Consider the following 18,349-nt stretch of genomic DNA (forward strand, 5'->3'; position numbering starts at 1 on the left):
TCAGGGGCGCTTTTTCATTTGAAACCAAAATAAGGAGAATTTACATGTCCCAGCAAACCAACAACAAAACGAACATTCCGGTAGTTACGGTAGCATTGTTCGTTGCCACGTTTATGAGTGCCATAGAAGGAACGATCGTCTCAACTGCCATGCCAACCATTGTCGGTGACCTTCATGGTGTGTCCTTGATGAACTGGGTGTTTTCAATCTTTTTACTTACTAATGCCATCTCAACCCCAATTTATGGCAAGCTAGCCGATCAAATTGGTAGAAAGCCAATGTTTTTACTTGGCTTGTTGATATTTATAATTGGGTCGGTGATGTCTGGACTTTCCCATTCTATGATTGTGCTGATTTTTTGGCGGGCAGTTCAGGGAATTGGAGCAGGCTCAATTATGCCAGTTTCCAATACGATTATTGCTGATGTTTATCCGTTGGAAAAGCGGGCACAGGTGTTAGGCCTAAATAGTTCTGCTTGGGGAATCGCCTCAATTATTGCCCCGTTACTAGGTGGGTTTATTGTCGATAACTTAAGTTGGCACTGGATCTTCTTCATCAATTTGCCAATTGGTTTGATTGTAATGGGAATGATTTTTATTTATCTAGACGAAGATAAAGTTACTACTAAGTCAAAAATCGATGTACGGGGAATGACGTTTCTTACAGTCACGTTATTGGCAATTATGTATGCCTTTCAAATTTTAGGCCAAACACCAGTTAACTGGTTTGAGATTGGTGGCTGTCTAGTTGTCGCAGTATTTTCTGGGGTGATGTTTATTCGAACAGAAACGGTAGTTGAAAACCCATTGATACCTCTATCGCTTTTTAAAAATCGAACGTTTGTTGCACAAAACTTAGTGGCAGCATTGGTAAGTGGATTTTTAATTGGTTACGAGGTTTATTTGCCAGATTGGACACAAGGAATTTTAGGACTTAGAGCATCGATGGCTGGATTTGCGGTTACCCCAAGTTCTCTGATGTGGATTGTTGGTTCGTTTATTGCTGGAAAAATGATGGCTAAAATGACTCCAAAAGCAATTATCAATGCCAGTTTAGCATTCGTATTAGTTGGGGCGGTCATTATGATTTTAATTCCAGCAGAAACACCATTCGTTGCATTCCTATTGATTTCCGCAATTTGTGGGGTCGGATTTGGAATTACAATAACGACATCTACAATTAGTGTGCAAAACACCGTTGATCACAATCAAATTGGGGTGGCAACTTCATTTAATACATTGGCGAGAACTCTTGGTCAGTCCTTGATGATGTCAGCGTTTGGAATTGTTATGAATATGACAATGATGGGCAAGGTGGCTTCTAGTAACGGAATTACGCTTAATATGATGGATAAGCTGATCAATCCACAAACTGTCAGCGAATTACCGGTGAAAATGTTGCCAGAATTGCGACAAATATTGTATTCATCATTACACAACGTATTTATTTTGGGACTTATTTTAATTGTCCTTGCATATGCTGCAAATTCTTATGACCGCAGCAAAAAATCAAAAAAATAAAAGACGGTTCAAAACTCAATTCTCTTCCAACGTGGATTGAGTTTTGAACCGGCTTTTTTATTTTCGCTTTTCAAATGCTAAACAAATTGGTGGCGCCTGTACTTGATTAATGAACTGATACGTCATTACGTTAAATTGGTGTTGGTCAAGTTGGCTCGCAAATTGTAGAATTGCATTTTTTTCTTCAACGCCACCTTCGTGCCCGTAGTACAATACCACGATGACCAATCCGTGTGGAAATAGTAAATCTAAACATTGTTTGATTGCGTTTAGGGATGAATCTTTGTGGGTGATAACGGTTTTGTCTCCGCCTGGCAAATAGCCTAAGTTAAAAATTGCTGCGCTGATTGGCTCTGAGGCAGGAACAGTTTTAGCAATCGTATCATGGCTAGCCTGATGAAGAGTGTAGGTGTTCTTTGCAATCTGATTTTTTTCTAACAAGCCGTTTGTTGAAGTGAGTGCTTGCTTTTGAATATCAAACGCATCTACGTGACCAGAATCACCTACCAATTGTGCTAAAAACAGCGTATCGTGTCCATTTCCCATTGTTGCATCAATTACCCGGTCACCAGGTTTCACTGCGTTAGAGAGCAACGTATGGCTGAATGAAAGTGCAGATTGTAAAATGTTCATAATAGATTCCACCTTTTAAAGAAAACATTCGTAATATTAATGATTAAGAGCCCTAAGCAAAAACCAGCTAAAACGTCGCTGGGGTAATGAACCCCTAAATAGATTCTTGAATATCCAATTAGCAGAATAAAACCGCAAATTAAGCAGTCAACGATAAACTTTGTTGTCTGGTGACTAATTATTTTATTCAAAACAAAGATTAAAGATCCGCCAACCATGATACTTACCATCGAATGACCACTCGGAAAACTAGAGGAGTTCACAACTGCCAGGTGTGGCAAGCTTGGCCTTGGTCGATTAACTAGAAACTTGATGCCGACGTTGATCGGGTATGATAAAAGCAGTCCGTTAACCATTAAGAAGGCTGCTGAATTAAAATGTTTGGTCACTGCAAGTAACAACACTAGGATGATTGAGATAATCATCGAATCGGAAACGCCCATTAAATTTGTGATGGTTAACAGAACGTGAGTTAATTTTGGCGACATGGGTAGTCGTAGGCACGATTGAATTTGATCGTCTATCGTTTGAAAAGTTTTTGAATGGATGACAACTAGTAAAGTAAGCACAATGAAAATAATTGCTGCGAAAATAATTGTATTTGATTGGCGCTTAGAAATTGATTTGTTCACGGGGGTTCCTTCTTATGCGTAGTTTATTTACATTGATAAGTATATCATTGTGATGTTGCTTTTTTCTAAATGATTTGATAGCATTAATGTCAGCAATTTTAATTTTTTAAAATGACGAGGCGAATTAGTAATCATCTAAACCTTTTACAGAAACCAAGTGGTAAATGTGAACTTGGAAGGTTAGGTGGTGAACTCATCGCTGAATGGTTAATTGAACAAAAGTAAACTAACCCGGTAGCCACGTTAAGGCGTTTGAGTGCTCTTCGAATTGAAGAGAATATAGGTGGTACCGCGATAACTCGCCCTATGATAAGCCAAGAATTGGTTTGTTATGGGGCTTTTTTAGTTAAAAATTGCAGAAATCGAGAGGATGAGATGTATGGCATATAATCACGATGTGATCGAGCGTAAATGGCAACATTACTGGAATGAAAATAAGACGTTTAAGGCGTCTGATTCAATGGATAAGGAAAAGTACTACGTACTAGACATGTTTCCTTACCCATCAGGACAAGGGCTTCACGTTGGTCATCCTGAAGGATATACCGCAACTGATATCATGGCCAGAATGAAAAGAATGCAGGGTAAAAATGTACTTCACCCAATGGGCTGGGATGCGTTTGGACTACCTGCTGAGCAATATGCTTTAAAGACTGGACATAACCCACGCGATTTTACTGCAAAGAACGTTAAGAACTTTAAACGTCAGATTAAATCGCTTGGCTTTTCATATGATTGGGACCGCGAAGTTAACACAACTGATCCAGATTACTACAAATGGACTCAGTGGATTTTTGAACAATTGTATAAAAAGGGCTTGGCCTACGAAGATGAAATCGAAGTAAACTGGGCACCTGACTTCATGGGCGGGACGGTGGTCTCAAACGAAGAAGTTATTGATGGTAAAACTGAACGTGGTGGTTACCCAGTTTACCGTGTACCAATGCGTCAATGGGTCTTAAAAATCACCGCATATGCTGATCGTTTGATTGATGATTTAGACGATCTTGACTGGCCTGAAAGTATCAAGGAACAACAAAGAAATTGGATTGGTCGCTCGAAAGGTGCCAGTGTGTTCTTCGGAGTTGATGGTCATCCAGATGAAAAGATTGAAGTCTTCACTACTAGACCGGATACTTTATTTGGTGCAACTTATATGGTGCTGTCACCCGAACATGACTTGGTTTCAAAAATTGTGACTGATGAACAGCGTTCAGTCGTTGAAGCATACCAAGACAAAGTGTCACGGAAGTCTGATCTTGAACGGACTGATTTGAACAAGGATAAGAGTGGGGTATTTACCGGAGCTTATGGTATTAACCCAATCAACGGTAAAAAAGTTCCAATCTGGATTGGTGATTATGTTCTTGCTTCATACGGAACTGGTGCCATCATGGCCGTTCCAGCCCATGATGATCGTGATTATGAATTTGCTAAGAAGTTTGACTTACCAATTGTACCGGTTATCGAAGGTGGCAACGTTGATGAAGAGGCCTTCACTGGAGACGGTAAGCACATTAATTCTGATTTCTTAAACGGAATGAATAAGGAAGATGCAATTAGTGCAGCAATTGATTGGTTAAGTGATAAGGGTGTTGGTAGCGAAAAGGTTAACTACAGACTTCGTGACTGGATTTTCTCACGTCAACGTTACTGGGGTGAACCAATTCCAGTTATTCACTGGGAAGATGGCGAAACCACATTGGTCCCTGAAAACGAACTCCCACTTAGATTACCTAAGGCTAAGAACATTGAACCTTCAGGTAGCGGAGAGAGCCCACTAGCCAACCTTGATGACTGGGTAAACGTTGTCGATGAGAACGGCCGTAAGGGTAAACGTGAAACTAATACAATGCCACAATGGGCAGGTAGCTCATGGTACTTCTTGCGCTATGTTGATCCACACAATAATGACGCATTAGCAGATTATGACAAACTTAAATATTGGTCACCCGTAGATCTTTACGTTGGTGGGGCTGAACATGCCGTATTGCACTTGCTTTATGCAAGATTCTGGCATAAATTCCTTTATGATATTGGTGTTGTACCAACAAAAGAACCATTCCAGAAGTTGGTCAACCAGGGAATGATTCTTGGAACCAACCACGAAAAGATGTCTAAATCAAAAGGTAACGTTATTAATCCTGACGAAATTGTTGACCAGTATGGTGCTGACACCTTGAGATTATATGAAATGTTCATGGGACCTTTGGATGCTTCAAAGCCTTGGAGTACTGAGGGAATTCACGGGGCACACCACTGGTTGGACAGGGTTTGGCGCTTGATGATAGATGATAATAACCATCTTCGTGATAGAGTTACTACATTTAATGACGGCACATTGACTAAGATATACAACCAAACAGTGAAAATTGTTAGCGATGACTTTGAAAACATGAGATTCAATGTCGGAATTTCTCAAATGATGGTATTTGTTAATGATGCTTACAAGGCTGACGCTTTGCCAATTGAGTACTTAGAAGGATTTGTGAAATTACTTGCTCCTGTTGCTCCCCATATTTCTGAAGAATTATGGAGCTTGATGGGACATGACGATACCATTGCTTATGAAGACTGGCCAACTTATGATGAAAGCCAGTTAGTTGAAAACACTGTTGAGATGGTGGTTCAAGTTAATGGTAAAGTTCGTGCCCACATAAAAGTAGCACGTGATGAAGATCAAGATAAGGTCAAAGAGACTGCATTAAATGATGAAAAGGTTAAGGAATTTACTGGCGATGCAACAATTCGCAAGGTAATCGTAGTTCCTAACAAGATTGTTAACATTGTAGCTAAATAAATTATCGGATAAATAAAAATGGAGATTAGATATTAATCAAGAATATCTAATCTCCATTTTTTGTTTGGGTATTTTATTGTTGCAAATCATTTGCTGTATTTGGTTGATAGTTTTTAGACCAAATAAATTCTGTCAGCTGTTTGTTTACAGCAAGATTGTTATTGTGTAGGGCAGAGTGTTGAGCTTTAGCTCCAAACACTTCATATGTTTGGTAAAAGTTAACGTGATCACGCAATAAATACCCTAGTGACAGGGCAGACGCGTTGGTGACAACGCCATCTGAATTTGAACCATCACCTAAGTTCCCGTATATGTTAAGTACTCTAGTTTGGTGAGGAAAATTATTTCGCAGACGGTATAGCAACTTAAACTCCGGATGAATGATCTCGGGTTTTCCATCAGCTAAGATTTTATTTTTATTTGGGACATCATCCCAAAGCTGACTTAGTGGCCCAGAAGTTGGTTGATTAGCTTTTTGATTGTTAATGATGCCATCATATGGACCAGCAATTAAACAAAGCTTCTCACTAGTTGGCAAATCCTTACGGTTACCATTCATAAGGTTGTAGTAAACCGTCGCATATGCTCCCATAGAGTGGCCAACAAAATTCAATTTGTTAACGTGGTACTTGGACTTTAGTAATTTGCACACCTTTGTGATCCAGTGTGCGTATTGAACTTCGCCAGCCCGGTTATTATTAAATTGAACCATGATAATGGGATTGCGCATCCACTTTTTGATGGTTCCTTGAATAACAATTTTACCGTTAGATTTAACATTAACAATCATTCGCTTCTTGGCAATCCCCCGGACTTCGGCGGATGTAACCATATCCCTTTCAGCAAGTAGGCTACTTGACCAGCCGTGAATAAACATCGTTGGGGTATTGCTGTCGACGAACCTTGAATCGGGCCGTTTGAGTTCCTGTGGGCGAGATTGCCAAAAAGAGAATCCCAATATGAGAATAATTATGATTCCGATTGGGAAATATAGCGCTTGATATTTAAATGAGCGCAACTTTGCAAACATACTATTCTCTAGCCACCTTGTTCATTTTGGATAATCTAATCCGATTTAGGAAATACATATAAATATATGAAAGAATAAAGGAAATTACAAGGGCAAAAAAAGTTTGTACGTATGGAGATTGAATCCCAATCTGACCTAAAATATCTAAGAAAGCCTTGTGTAGGTACATGATTCCTAAGGTTTGTTGACCGATTACCTGAAGAAAATGTACCAAGAAATGTGGTGTGTATTCTGATAGGAAATAACAAAAACTGAAAACCACGATGCTTACCATGATTGGAATAATTGTTATATAAGATACCCGTGAGAGGGGAATGTGATGGTATGAAGCGTGAATTAAACGTGATTTCAAGAAGAAGCCAAAGTTGAATTTATCAGCGTGTTGCATGAAAATCAACCAGCACGTAATCATTGCAGATGGAATGATTATCCAAAGATCTTTAACGATTTTTTGAATATTTTTAAAGTATAAATAACCGAATATAACAAAGAATGCCACGATGAGAGCAACATCAAAGTCCCATGGTGTGTATTTCCAGTTTAAGAAATGAATGTGCTTATAGCTTGTTCCGATAATTAAGGAAATAAAACCAGCAATAATCAAATATTCCCGGTTTTTAATGTATGTAATTAGGAAAGTAACGAATACCAAAGCAAGTAGGTATACGTTAATGTACCAAAAAACACTAGTGTAATGATTTAATACTCGCCCACCATATACAAGACGGACAAAGTAAAACATCGTATATTTCCAACTTTCGTTTCTGAAGAAATGAGAGGCAATTACCAAAATCGTTCCACAGAAGAAGTAGGAAATAAGCAGTGGGAATACCCGTTTCTTGAAAAATGTCAGCCACTGGCCAGGTTTAACGGGCCTTAAGAAGAAACCACCCATTATGAAGAAGATTGGCATATGCCACCAGTATAGAAAATGATATAACGTACCATGAACAGTAAGGGAGTGTCCTAGGACAACCGCCATAATTCCGATTGCTTTGGCCACGTCCACCCATTCGATCCGTTTTTTACTCAATTTATTCACCCCAAGATTTTTTATATTGCTAAAATAACCAATAATAACATTCTAGTGCATTTATTAATTTTAATACAATACTTTTTCTTTACAGTCAGATTAAACTTTTTTTGATAAAGTTTTGTAAAGACCTTAAAATGAAAGATTGATATTAATTTGATTCTTGATAAAATAGTACGAGTGTACTATATCGATGAAAGTGGGACGTTGTGATGAATGAGATTGATAATTCGCAAGGGGATGCCTCTAGGGATAAAATGCTATCCGGTTCTGCATGGATGACTGCAGGAAGTATTTTCTCTAGAATTTTAGGAGCAATTTATATTATTCCTTGGCGCCAATGGTTTGGCGATTATTTCTACCGTGGAAATGCACTTTATGGGTTTGGATATAATATTTACAGTTTTGTCCTGATTGTAGCGATTGCGGGTATCCCTTCTGCAATTGCTAAACAAGTTTCCCATTATAATGCCATGAATGAGTACGGGGTTGGGATTAGAATTTATAAACGCGGATTGGTTTTATCAGCTGCGTTAGGGATAATTTCCGCCTCAATTCTGTATTTTGGAGCGCCGTTGTTGGATGGGGGCAACGCTAACGTAATTCCCGTTTTGCACTCCCTTGCTTGGGCGGTGTTGATTATTCCAACCATGAGTTTGACCCGTGGATATTTCCAGGGGTATCAAGAGATGGCACCATCAGCAATTTCTCAATTTGTTGAACAATTAGCAAGAGTTATTTATATGTTGGCAACTGCCTACATAATTATGGAAGTTCTTCACGGTAACTGGGTAACTGCTGTTTCACAATCAACATTTGCTGCGTTTATTGGAGCGGCATTTGGAACATTAACTCTAGGCTTTTATTACTTTAAACGCCGCGCCCATTTCAGAGGTTTGGTTGCTAACAGTAATAATCAAATTCGGGTTGAGCCCAAGCAATTATATCAAGAGATAATTGCTCAATCCGTTCCGTTTATCATCTTGGGTGCCGGAATTACAATTTTTCAGTTGATTGATCAGTATACTTTTTTCCCAATTATGAGAAATATTTCTGGCTTTTCTGAAACAGAGATCAGCGATTTGTTCGCAATGTTTGCGGCCAACTCAAACAAACTGATAATGATTTCAATCTCTTTGGCTTCAGCATTGGCAGTGACTGCAGTACCACTTTTGTCAGAGGCACTAACCAATGGGAATAAAACTCAAATCAAATCTCAGAATACAAATGTGTTATCAATGTTTATGTTCACAATGATTCCTGCTGCTTTAGGAATGGCTGCGATTGCGGGGCCGCTTAACCGTGCTTTTTACGGAGCTCAGTATCGATCTTTAGCAGCCAATGTTTTAACGGTCTCATCAATCGTTTCTATTTTAATGGGCTTGTTTGTTGTCACGTCTGCTGTAATGCAGGGACTGTCAGAGAACAAACGAGCAGTTAAGTACTTCTTCATTGGAACTGCTGTTAAATTAATTGTTCAGTGGCCTCTGATTCACTTCTTAGGTGTTTTTGGACCGCTAATTTCAACTGCGATTGGATTATTGGTTGCTAACTATCTCATTTTAAGATACTTAAAAGGTCACTTTGGGTATGATACTAAAGCACTTAACGCTACTTTTGTACACGTAGGTGTCGGCTCGCTCTTGATGTATGTGGTTGCTGTAATCATGGTGTATATTGGCAATATGTTGATTTCAATTTTTGCCAATCCTTATGGCACGATTGCAAGTGCAATTGTGGCCGTTATTTCAGCAGTAGTCGGTGGATTCATTTACTTGTATATTACATTGAAAACCCGAACTGCGGATGTGATTCTTGGGGCACGTAGCGATAGTTTGAGAGCTAAATTAAGAATAAGGTAGTCAAAAGGCCATGATGCAGTGCATCATGGCCTTTTATTAATGCTCATTTTTTTTCATAAACTCTGGAATTGCTTGAGAAATTTGGTGTGGCAGCACTACGTACTGTGTTTTAGCTAGTTGTTCGGCAATGGCACTGTGTGTGTACACTGCCGCTTTAACAACATCAGCCTGATTACCAAACTGACAAATAAAACCACCGACTAATCCAGCGAGGGTGTCACCCATACCACCTGTGGCTTGGGCGGGAGTGCCTACTGTGTTTTCAGCAACTTCCTGGTGAGGGCTACAAACCTCTGTGCGACTTGATTTAACGACTGCGATTACGTTAAGCCGTTCAGCAGCAGCTTGGTTCAACTCTGGGGACTGATTCTTGATCTCTATGCCAGAAACCCGTTGCCATTCCATTTGGTGAGGGGTCAACACGTTAGTCGAATTGGTTGGAAGTGATAATTTTTGTTCAGCCACAATGGTTAACGCTGAACCATCAATCACTAAAGTTTGACCAGTTTTTACTTGGTTGAATAATTCCTTTAGAACTGAAACGCTGCGGGGCTCGGTGCCTAAGCCAGGTCCAATTACGACTACGTTTGCTTGGCTTACAAGTTTCATAACGGCATCTAAATCATCAATGTCTTGGAACATTGCTTCTGGAGTGTGACTATGTAGACTACTTTGGTTACTCTTGTCAGTAACTGCAGTTACCAATCCGGCTCCAGAATAAACTGCAGCCATTGTTGCCATCATAATTGCCCCACCAAAGTTCTGATTTCCACCAATCAAAACGATTCGTCCAAAGGTTCCCTTGTAACTATTTGCTGGTCTTTTTTTTATTATCTTTAGAATATCATTTGTAATTTTTTGCATAGGCTTGCCTCCTATGTAAAGTATAGCATTTACCAGTTACATAGATTAAACGATGCCATGATGATATGATAGAATATTATAAAAGATGATAGAAAGAGAGATTTAACATGACAATTGATTGGAAGTCATTAGCAAACAACTATCAAGAAGATTACTTAGCTGACTTAAGTGAATTGATTAGCATCGCTAGTGTCCGCGATGATGATAACGCTACAGATGAATACCCACTTGGTGAAGGCCCAACCAAGGCAATGGAGAAATTTTTGTCATTTGGTGAAAGGGATGGATTCAAAACAGTTAAACTGGATAACACTGTTGGCTATATCGAATACGGTGAGGGTGATAAGACACTTGCCATCCAATCTCACGCGGACGTTATGCCAGCTGGGGACGGTTGGAAAACTGAGCCGTTCGAAATGACCATTATTGATGGTTTGGCATACGGTCGGGGAACCTCCGATGATAAGGGACCCGGATTGGCAGCCTATTACGGTCTCTGGATGTTAAAGGACCAGGGTGTTACCCCTAAGCTGAAGATTCGCTTGATTATCGGGACTGATGAAGAAAGTGACTGGACAGGGATGAAGCATTACTTTGATGTTGAACCCCAACCAACATTTGGTTTTTCACCAGATGCTGAATTTCCACTGATTAACGGTGAAAAGGGAAACGCTACTTACGAAATCAAATTTGGTAGCAAAAATGGTGAAGAATTCCGTTTGAAGAATTTCGATTCTGGTTTGAGAACTAACATGGTTCCAGGAAAAGCGGAAGCGCTGGTTGAAACGGATGACAATCAAAAATTTGTGGATGCGTTCACAGATTACCTAGATAAGAATCCGGTCGCGGGTGACGTTAAAGCTATTGGTGATGGTGTTTCCGTCCACGTTACAGGTAAGCAGGCCCACGCGATGGAGCCTAATAACGGAATTAATGCCGGGACCTACTTGGCTAACTTCCTAAGCCAGTTTAGTTTTAGTGGGGATGCCGAAAAATTCTTGAAACTAGCAGGGGTGACTTTGCATGATGATTCTCGAGCTCACAACATTGCAGCCAACTATACGGATGATGTAATGGGTGACTTGACCATGAATGTCGGTATTCTTAAGTTTAGTGAGACCGATGGTGGTTTAATTAATACTAATTTTAGATATCCTAAAGGTAGTTCAGATGAGATTATCTTGAATAATCTCAAAAAAGTTGCTGACGATGTAGATGAACTTTCACACATGGTACCGCACTATGTAGCCAAGGATGACCCAATTGTCTCGACGTTGCTAGGAGTTTACGAACGGCAAACCGGTGAGACTAACGTTGAACCAGAAGTTGTTGGTGGTGGAACTTATGCTCGCCTTATGGATCGTGGAGTTGCTTTTGGAGCACTCTTCCCAGGGACAGAAGATACCATGCATCAAGCAAATGAATTTCAGCCCGTTAGCGACCTGATCAAAGCCATGGCTATTTATGGTGAATCAATCTACGAACTTTCTCAAGAGGGCTAGAATCGGGGTGGAAAATGTTCGATTTTAATTATTCAAATGTAGTTGTTGGAGTTGATGGTTCCAAAGCATCCGATAGGGCGTTTAAAAAGGCCATGATTATTGCTGAACATAATCAAGCCCGCTTGGCAGTGATTGCAGTGATCAATGATCGAGATGTGCTTGGAGTTAATAAAGGGGCATCGATTGGTTTTGGTGCAGTCAACCCAACTGCCGTTGAAAATCTTAAAGTTCAAATTCAGTCAATGGTTAGTAACTATGTTGAAATTGCAAAAGACCGCGGCTTAAATGCTGTAGGGGCAATTGATTATGGAGATCCTCGCGAAATATTGACTTCCACAGCCTTGTCTGATTACCATGCAGACGCTTTAGTTGTAGGAGCAACTGGTGCCGGAATTGTCAGTCGATTGACAATGGGATCAACGGCTGCTTACGTTGTTACTCATTCACCCGTTGATGTTTTTGTGGTCCGAACCGATCAAAAATTATAAAAGTATTTAACTGATTTTCAAAGTTAATATAAAACAGTCGTGCTATTTCTTAAATAGAAATTGCACGACTGTTTTTATGTGTAAATATTTAAGCAATTTGAGCTTACATTGCTTGTTCTTCTGCTGGCTTTCTAATCTCAGCCAGTTTTTCATCAATTTGACCCAATACAATATCAATATTTCCAGGAATCGATAAATCGTATTTTTGCAAGTCAATTTTCATCTTTGGGCTGACGTCATATTCGTCAAACCATTTTTTGTACGCAGTCCACATCTTGAAATAATACTTTTCAAGGTCTGGATTGTCGTCAAATTGCTCATAGTCCCGACCACGTTTTTTGATTCTGTACTTGATAGTATCAAAATCACTATCTGCGTACACTAGTAGGTCTGGTGCTTTTTTGGGCATTTGCTTTAGCTCGTTCATCATGTTGTCGAGCAGAGTAAGGTAAACAGACAGTTCTGTGTCCGTAATGTTACCTTCAGCGTTATTCTCTTTTGTAAACAAAGCATCTTCATAGATGGAACGATCAAGAACGTTGTTGTCATCGCTTAGTGCTTGTTTGATCATTGAGAAACGCTTGTTGAGGAAGTAAATTTGCAACAGAAAACCGTATTGTTTCTGATCTGAATAGTAAAGTGGGAGAACCGGGTTGTCACCAACTGGTTCAAAAAATGCTTTAGTACCCAGATGCTCTGCAATTTTCCCCGTAAGTGTCGTCTTACCGACACCAATCATTCCTGCTGTGATTATCACCATATTAGCCCCTCTTTTTTCATAATTACAATATATAGTGTACCATAAATTTCCGACCACAATATATCCAATTGTGCTGAATTCAGAATTAGGAAAAACTGATAGAAGTAGTGTACAATAAATGTATTGGATTACTAAATTGGAGGGGATTGTATTGTATAAAGGTGTAGTATTTTTTGATTTGGATGGAACGTTGTTTGATGATGACAAAAATGTCTCTCAACAGAACATTGATGCGATTCAAGAATTGAAGCGTAATGATATTTTGCCAATTATTTCTACTGGTAGAAATATTTTTGAAATTGATTACGTGCTAAACGCAACCAAAATCGATTCAATCGTTAGTGCCAATGGGAGCTTTGTTCAGTATGAAGGTAAGAAGCTAGATGCTGAAATAGTTCCAAGAGAAGTGATTGAAGACTTACTTGAATTTGCAAGACGCCAGGGGGATGTCGTGGCGTTCTACAATGACCGTGAGTTCGCACTGACAGCGGATAATGATTTAACAGTTGAGAATTATAAGTTGCTACGATTGGAAACTCAGGTAGATCCAAAGTGGTACTTAAAACATGATGTCAACTTCATGTGTGTTTTCAATTATGATAAGGACAAACGCTATCAAGATAAATTTGAAGGCGAACTATCATTAGTTAGAAATAATCCACGTTGTATGGATACAATGAACTGGGGTGTTTCCAAACAAACTGGGATTCAGACTTTGATGGAAAAAGCTGGTTTGCAAGGAGTTCCGTCGTATGCGTTTGGTGATCAGTTAAATGATCTTCAGATGTTTGCTGAAGTTGATCACCCAGTTTCAATGGGGAACGGCCATGAAAAGGCTAAGGCAGCTGCTGAATATATTACTGACACTAATATGGATGGCGGGATTGTTAAGGGCTTACGCCACTATGGATTGATTAAATAAATAAGCTTAAAACAAAAAGCCACTAAGCGATTTCGCTTAGTGGCTTTTTGAATACTCTTAATCCATTTGGTTCTTAATATTTGCTAGTGTCATTTCACTAGTATCATTAAACTTCACGTCAGCTGCACTTAAAACTTGTGGGTCACCAATTCCGATTGATGTTTCGTTGGCGGCGTTGATTGATTCAACTCCAGCAGCTGCATCCTCAACACCGATACATTGTTCTGGGTTAAGGTTGATTAGTTCAGCGCCTTTTAAGTAGATCTCAGGGTCTGGTTTACCCTTTGAAAGACTCTTTGGATCAACAATCTCTGGGAAGTAATCAGCTAATTGTAACTTACTTAGCACTTTGGGGGCGTTCTTTGAAGCAGATGCCAATGAGATCAAGTAGCCATTTGATTTTAAATCATCAAGAAATTCTTTGATGCCAGGTAGAATGTTATCTGGTGTCATTTGGTCAACTAATTTCAAGTAGTTAGTGTTCTTTTCGGTAGCTAGGTCGACCTTTTCGTCATCAGTGTACTTGTCACTAACGTTACCAGCCTTAAGAATCATTTCTAAGGAATCCATGCGACTGATTCCCTTGAGGCCGTCTTCCAGCTCCTTAGACCAAGGTGCACCGACTTTGTCAGCAACTTGATGCCATGCTTGACTGTGGAATACGGAAGTATCAGTAATTACACCATCTAAATCAAATACAAATCCTTTAATATCACTAAATTTTGCCATTATAAATCTCTCCTATTAACGGTAATTAATTTTTTGAGCCTTATTCTTGGTTAATGAATAGTTTTTACCTTTGACTGAAACATTAGTATCTGCATCCGCCTTAACTTCTACATTATTGTGATCAATGGTAAACGTGTATGTGACCCCTTGGAAGAGGTGTTTGAATGACAACTTTGTCCAAAGCTTTGGTAGGTGAGGGTTTATTGAAATGTTTTCACCATCGGTTGAGACACCACCATAGTTACGAGTTTCAATTTGCAAGGTAGCTCCCATAACTCCCAAGTGGATTCCTTCCGCCGTGGTTCCTCCTTGAATATCGTAATAATCAGAGAAGAGGGCGGTAGAGAATAGTTGCCATGATTGATCCATGTTACCGTCTAATTCGTCAAGGACTGAATAAACGATTCTTGAAAGGGTTGAACCGTGAGTAGTTCTATCAAGGTAGTATCGCAAATTCTTTGTGAAGTAATTGTCTGGTAATTGATAACCAAGCTGGTTGATTACACGTTCGATTTCGCTTGCGGGTAATTCGTAGTAAGCCATCAAGGTATCTGCTTGTTTAGCAACTTGGTATGCATCTGGAGATTTACCTTCACCCTTTAATAGACGGTCGATTCTAGAAATATCACCGTATTTCTTGCGGTATGACTCAAAGTTTAGTTTTGAAAGCTTGAAGTATCCTTCAAATTGACCGATAATTCCTTCTTCGCTGATGTCTAGGCGAAGTTTATGAGCAATATCATTCATTTTGGCTTGATCAGCATCAGAGAAGTCTGCCTTGGCAAAGATTGGTTTAACGGTGTCTTCATGGTTATTGATAAGATCGTTAACTTTTTCAAATAACCAAGAAACCATGATGTTAGTGTATGCGTTATTGGTTAATCCACGCTCATCAGAGTTAGGGTACTCCTCATGAAATTCATCTGGTCCCATGACTTCTTTAATATCATAACGGTCGGCAGTTTTGTTATAACTGGCCATACTGATCCAGAATTTGGTGATTGAAAGGAGCATCTCCAATCCATAGTCCTTCATAAATTTCAAGTCACCGGAAATATGAACGTAAGTGATTACGTCGTAGGCTACTGAAATTGAAACGTGACGTTGAAGGCGGCTATTATCTGGATCCCACTTACCGCTAACTGGGTTCAAATGAACAAACTGTGACTGTTCATCACCATACATCCCTGATTGCCAAGGATACATTGCTCCATCCTTGTCCTCGCTCTTTGCGTAATCTCTGGCAGGATTCAGGCGGTTGTATCGATACATTAGGCATTGACGGGCAATCTTTGGGAAATGAAGTGCATAGAATGGCAAGTCAAAGGTGACGTCCCAAAAAATATGTCCCCGATAAGCTTCACCGTGAAGTCCACGAGCACCGGTTGATGCATCCAAATCTCCAGTTGCAAGTGCTGAGCCTGATACCATTAAGTGAAAAATGTTGACCCGAGTCAACCGTTGAGAGGTGATATCGTGTTCAATTTGGATGTCTGAAGTGTGCCAAACGTGATCGTAGAACTTCTGACTGTCCTTTAAAGTGTCGGCGAAAGATGAAGCATCCAGATCCTTACGAGCCTTTACGTCTAATTCATCATCTGGTTGTTCACTAGTAAAGACAGAGATGTTTTTCTCAAATGTATAAGTTTTATTTGGATCAACATCCAAATTTAATGTTTGACTAATAACTTGGTTTTCAGTTGCAGTATCAATGATGCTCTTTGTGTCGCAGTCGATACTTGTCAGCTTAGAATTGATGACAAACTCAACCTTTGAGGTCTTCGTGCGACCACGCATTGAAATTTGATCATCATGCGCTGACATTCCGACAATGTCCAAGTGTTGTTGATTGAAGTCGTTGTATCGCTCAACATTGCGGTTTTGAACACTACCGTCAATCTTTGTATATATTTGAAGGCTACCAGAAAAGTTGATTGGTTTAACTTCATACTTTATTGCAAAGCGATGGTAGTTAGTCATGTTGGCAACTTTTTGAGCACGGATTTCAAGCACGTGACCAGTCGACAGTTGAACGTGAAGTGTAGTCGTAAGGACCCCAGTCTTCAAATCGAGGCTTCGGTAGATATCCTGAATATCCTCAGGCTTGATTTTAAAGGGTTCCTGTTGGTCAACGCCAAATGTAATGAATTGGCTATTAGGTAGATTAACTAAATCTTCATTGATGACATCGTGATCATTTATCTTAGTTGTTAACTGGTTAAAGAAGCCAGCGATGTACATTCCAGGATAATTGTCTTGATCTGCATTGGATTCGACGAATGCTCCCCGCAGCCCGAAGTAACCATTTCCGATTGTCAACATTGCTTCTTGACCATAATTTCTCTTACCGCTGTATTCACCGTAATAATCAAGGTGCCATTTAAGATACTCTGACTTATCCTTAACGGCTTTTTCTAGGCCGATTTCGTTTACAGTCTGCATGTTTACGACTGGCACGTTAAGCATGTTCGTAATTGCTAAACCGATATCAATTTTTTGATGGTTGATTCCGATGATCGTGTCAGAAAAATCATAGTTCAATGAATTCTCGATAATTCCTGCGTCAATGGGTAACCCTGTTAATGCGGATTTAATACTTTCCAAGTTCTCACCAATGGAGAGTTCTGGATTGTATGTAATGATGAATTTTCTGAAGGGTGGCTGATTCGAATTCTCTGAGTAGTTGATTTCGAGCACACCTTCGCGTGCTTTTATGGCGAATGTTCTCATTTATTTTCCCCCTTAAAAATTGTTTGTTACATTTTTATCTTAGTTCAAACCCTGTTAAAACTCAATTTACAGCGCCTTTTATTAGCGTATAAAAAAAGCACCGCAAAAAAGCGGCGCTAATTAATTAATTTTGGTATCGTCTTGATTATCTTTTTTTAATAGGTCTCTAATTTCTGACAACAGCACAACTTGTTGGTCAGGACCAGCAGATGAGTCTTGTTTGTTCTTTGTTAACTTGTTGATCAGCTTGATTAACAAGAATACAACAAACGCCACAATAACAAAGTTGATTAACGAGTTGATAAATGCCCCGTACTTGAATGTTGCATCCCCAACCTTGAAAGTTAGGCTTGATAAATCAAGTTTACCAACGAAGATTCCAATTAATGGATTGATCAAATTGTTGTTTAACGAAGTGACAATGGCAGTAAAAGCACCACCAATAATGACACCAACAGCCATATCAACAACGTTTCCCCGTGTGATAAAGTCTTTAAATTCTTTAAACATTACTAACATTCACTTCCCTTCGAACCTTTATTAACTATCATTATACATATTGGCCGTAGGGTTAGACAACTTTTGGGGGTATAAAATTCCTAAAATCGTGTGATAGAATTAATTAACTAAGATAATGGGCAGGATAATTCATGAGAAACATATATTTGGTAGCATCAATCATCGTCACAATGTTTTTAATTGCATACTTGGTGGCGCTACTGGTAGTGGTTGGCGGTAACGCTGGAAAGTTTATTTTGTTTACGGTTATTGGCGTAATTGTCTACCAGTTAATTTTCACACCACTAGTTGTGTTGTACCAACGTAGTAAAAAAGATGATTGATC

Annotated in this window: 16 protein-coding genes and 1 other annotated feature; of the genes, 7 read left to right on the forward strand and 9 right to left on the reverse strand. The window is 39.4% G+C overall.

The genetic code is table 11. From position 1 onward, the window contains the following. Nucleotides 1-44: 44 nt before the first annotated feature. A complete protein-coding gene (locus PL11_RS08195) occupies nt 45-1,520 on the forward strand; it encodes an MDR family MFS transporter (protein WP_035167420.1) in 1,476 nt (491 codons plus the stop codon). A 57-nt stretch (nt 1,521-1,577) separates the two neighbouring features. Here the strand turns inward: PL11_RS08195 and mnmM are convergent, their stop codons facing one another. Both mnmM and PL11_RS08205 read right to left on the reverse strand, forming a co-directional pair. Then, entirely contained in the window at nt 1,578-2,147 is a 570-nt protein-coding gene (mnmM, locus tag PL11_RS08200) for a tRNA 5-(aminomethyl)-2-thiouridylate-methyltransferase MnmM (protein WP_035167688.1), read from the reverse strand. Nucleotides 2,148-2,149: 2 nt separating this feature from the next. Beyond that, entirely contained in the window at nt 2,150-2,641 is a 492-nt protein-coding gene (locus PL11_RS08205; protein ID WP_152639011.1) for a phosphatase PAP2 family protein, read from the reverse strand. A gap of 249 nt (nt 2,642-2,890) precedes the next feature. After that, nucleotides 2,891-3,095 (forward strand) — a binding site (T-box leader). 69 nt (nt 3,096-3,164) lie between these two features. Between PL11_RS08205 and leuS the strand changes: the two genes are divergently transcribed. After that, nucleotides 3,165-5,585, forward strand: a complete 2,421-nt coding sequence (gene leuS / locus PL11_RS08210) for a leucine--tRNA ligase (protein WP_035167417.1) — start codon at nt 3,165-3,167, stop codon at nt 5,583-5,585. A 73-nt stretch (nt 5,586-5,658) separates the two neighbouring features. On the opposite strand, the gene PL11_RS08215 is transcribed toward leuS, so the two are convergent. Both PL11_RS08215 and PL11_RS08220 read right to left on the reverse strand, forming a co-directional pair. Further along, nucleotides 5,659-6,615, reverse strand: a complete 957-nt coding sequence (locus PL11_RS08215; protein WP_035167414.1) for an alpha/beta hydrolase — start codon at nt 6,613-6,615, stop codon at nt 5,659-5,661. A gap of 1 nt (nt 6,616) precedes the next feature. Beyond that, a complete protein-coding gene (locus PL11_RS08220; protein ID WP_418287656.1) occupies nt 6,617-7,657 on the reverse strand; it encodes an acyltransferase family protein in 1,041 nt (346 codons plus the stop codon). A gap of 203 nt (nt 7,658-7,860) precedes the next feature. Between PL11_RS08220 and PL11_RS08225 the strand changes: the two genes are divergently transcribed. Further along, the gene (locus PL11_RS08225) at nt 7,861-9,510 is read left to right on the forward strand and encodes a putative polysaccharide biosynthesis protein (protein WP_035167410.1); all 1,650 of its coding nucleotides are present in this window, start codon (nt 7,861-7,863) and stop codon (nt 9,508-9,510) included. Between the two features lie 36 nt (nt 9,511-9,546). On the opposite strand, the gene PL11_RS08230 is transcribed toward PL11_RS08225, so the two are convergent. After that, a complete protein-coding gene (locus tag PL11_RS08230) occupies nt 9,547-10,374 on the reverse strand; it encodes an NAD(P)H-hydrate dehydratase (RefSeq protein ID WP_035167408.1) in 828 nt (275 codons plus the stop codon). Between the two features lie 107 nt (nt 10,375-10,481). Here PL11_RS08230 and pepV point away from each other — a divergent pair, with 107 nt between their 5' ends. Together pepV and PL11_RS08240 are read left to right on the forward strand one after the other, a co-directional pair. Next, a complete protein-coding gene (pepV, locus tag PL11_RS08235; RefSeq protein WP_035167406.1) occupies nt 10,482-11,876 on the forward strand; it encodes a dipeptidase PepV in 1,395 nt (464 codons plus the stop codon). 14 nt (nt 11,877-11,890) lie between these two features. Next, nucleotides 11,891-12,364, forward strand: coding sequence for a universal stress protein (locus PL11_RS08240; protein ID WP_035167404.1), 474 nt, complete (start codon nt 11,891-11,893; stop codon nt 12,362-12,364). 103 nt (nt 12,365-12,467) lie between these two features. Here the strand turns inward: PL11_RS08240 and PL11_RS08245 are convergent, their stop codons facing one another. Next, nucleotides 12,468-13,124 carry a deoxynucleoside kinase gene (locus PL11_RS08245; RefSeq protein WP_035167402.1) on the reverse strand — a complete coding sequence of 219 codons (657 nt, stop codon included), beginning with the start codon at nt 13,122-13,124 and terminating at the stop codon, nt 12,468-12,470. A 151-nt stretch (nt 13,125-13,275) separates the two neighbouring features. Between PL11_RS08245 and PL11_RS08250 the strand changes: the two genes are divergently transcribed. Beyond that, a complete protein-coding gene (locus tag PL11_RS08250) occupies nt 13,276-14,046 on the forward strand; it encodes a Cof-type HAD-IIB family hydrolase (protein ID WP_035167401.1) in 771 nt (256 codons plus the stop codon). 57 nt (nt 14,047-14,103) lie between these two features. Here the strand turns inward: PL11_RS08250 and pgmB are convergent, their stop codons facing one another. The 3 genes from pgmB to mscL form a co-directional block, all read right to left on the reverse strand. After that, nucleotides 14,104-14,775 (reverse strand): beta-phosphoglucomutase, encoded by a 672-nt coding sequence (pgmB, locus tag PL11_RS08255; RefSeq protein ID WP_035167400.1) that lies wholly within the window; start codon nt 14,773-14,775, stop codon nt 14,104-14,106. Nucleotides 14,776-14,790: 15 nt separating this feature from the next. Further along, a complete protein-coding gene (locus tag PL11_RS08260) occupies nt 14,791-17,505 on the reverse strand; it encodes a glycoside hydrolase family 65 protein (RefSeq protein ID WP_035167399.1) in 2,715 nt (904 codons plus the stop codon). A gap of 120 nt (nt 17,506-17,625) precedes the next feature. Next, nucleotides 17,626-18,015 carry a large-conductance mechanosensitive channel protein MscL gene (gene mscL / locus PL11_RS08265; RefSeq protein ID WP_078256989.1) on the reverse strand — a complete coding sequence of 130 codons (390 nt, stop codon included), beginning with the start codon at nt 18,013-18,015 and terminating at the stop codon, nt 17,626-17,628. Nucleotides 18,016-18,155: 140 nt separating this feature from the next. Here mscL and PL11_RS10275 point away from each other — a divergent pair, with 140 nt between their 5' ends. Then, the gene (locus tag PL11_RS10275; RefSeq protein ID WP_152639012.1) at nt 18,156-18,347 is read left to right on the forward strand and encodes a hypothetical protein; all 192 of its coding nucleotides are present in this window, start codon (nt 18,156-18,158) and stop codon (nt 18,345-18,347) included. The last annotated feature ends 2 nt before the right edge of the window (nt 18,348-18,349 follow it).

The organism is Lentilactobacillus curieae (assembly GCF_000785105.2).
GTDB lineage: Bacteria > Bacillota > Bacilli > Lactobacillales > Lactobacillaceae > Lentilactobacillus > Lentilactobacillus curieae.

Bases quoted from the DNA above. Each gene is read 5' to 3' on its own strand.
- PL11_RS10275 (WP_152639012.1), top strand. From the start codon at position 18,156: ATGAGAAACATATATTTGGTAGCATCAATCATCGTCACAATGTTTTTA.
- PL11_RS08240 (WP_035167404.1), top strand. From the start codon at position 11,891: ATGTTCGATTTTAATTATTCAAATGTAGTTGTTGGAGTTGATGGTTCC.
- PL11_RS08225 (WP_035167410.1), top strand. From the start codon at position 7,861: ATGAATGAGATTGATAATTCGCAAGGGGATGCCTCTAGGGATAAAATG.
- PL11_RS08215 (WP_035167414.1), bottom strand. From the start codon at position 6,615: ATGTTTGCAAAGTTGCGCTCATTTAAATATCAAGCGCTATATTTCCCA.
- leuS (WP_035167417.1), top strand. From the start codon at position 3,165: ATGGCATATAATCACGATGTGATCGAGCGTAAATGGCAACATTACTGG.
- PL11_RS08260 (WP_035167399.1), bottom strand. From the start codon at position 17,505: ATGAGAACATTCGCCATAAAAGCACGCGAAGGTGTGCTCGAAATCAAC.
- mscL (WP_078256989.1), bottom strand. From the start codon at position 18,015: ATGTTTAAAGAATTTAAAGACTTTATCACACGGGGAAACGTTGTTGAT.
- pgmB (WP_035167400.1), bottom strand. From the start codon at position 14,775: ATGGCAAAATTTAGTGATATTAAAGGATTTGTATTTGATTTAGATGGT.
- PL11_RS08205 (WP_152639011.1), bottom strand. From the start codon at position 2,641: ATGTCGCCAAAATTAACTCACGTTCTGTTAACCATCACAAATTTAATG.
- PL11_RS08230 (WP_035167408.1), bottom strand. From the start codon at position 10,374: ATGCAAAAAATTACAAATGATATTCTAAAGATAATAAAAAAAAGACCA.
- pepV (WP_035167406.1), top strand. From the start codon at position 10,482: ATGACAATTGATTGGAAGTCATTAGCAAACAACTATCAAGAAGATTAC.
- PL11_RS08245 (WP_035167402.1), bottom strand. From the start codon at position 13,124: ATGGTGATAATCACAGCAGGAATGATTGGTGTCGGTAAGACGACACTT.
- PL11_RS08195 (WP_035167420.1), top strand. From the start codon at position 45: ATGTCCCAGCAAACCAACAACAAAACGAACATTCCGGTAGTTACGGTA.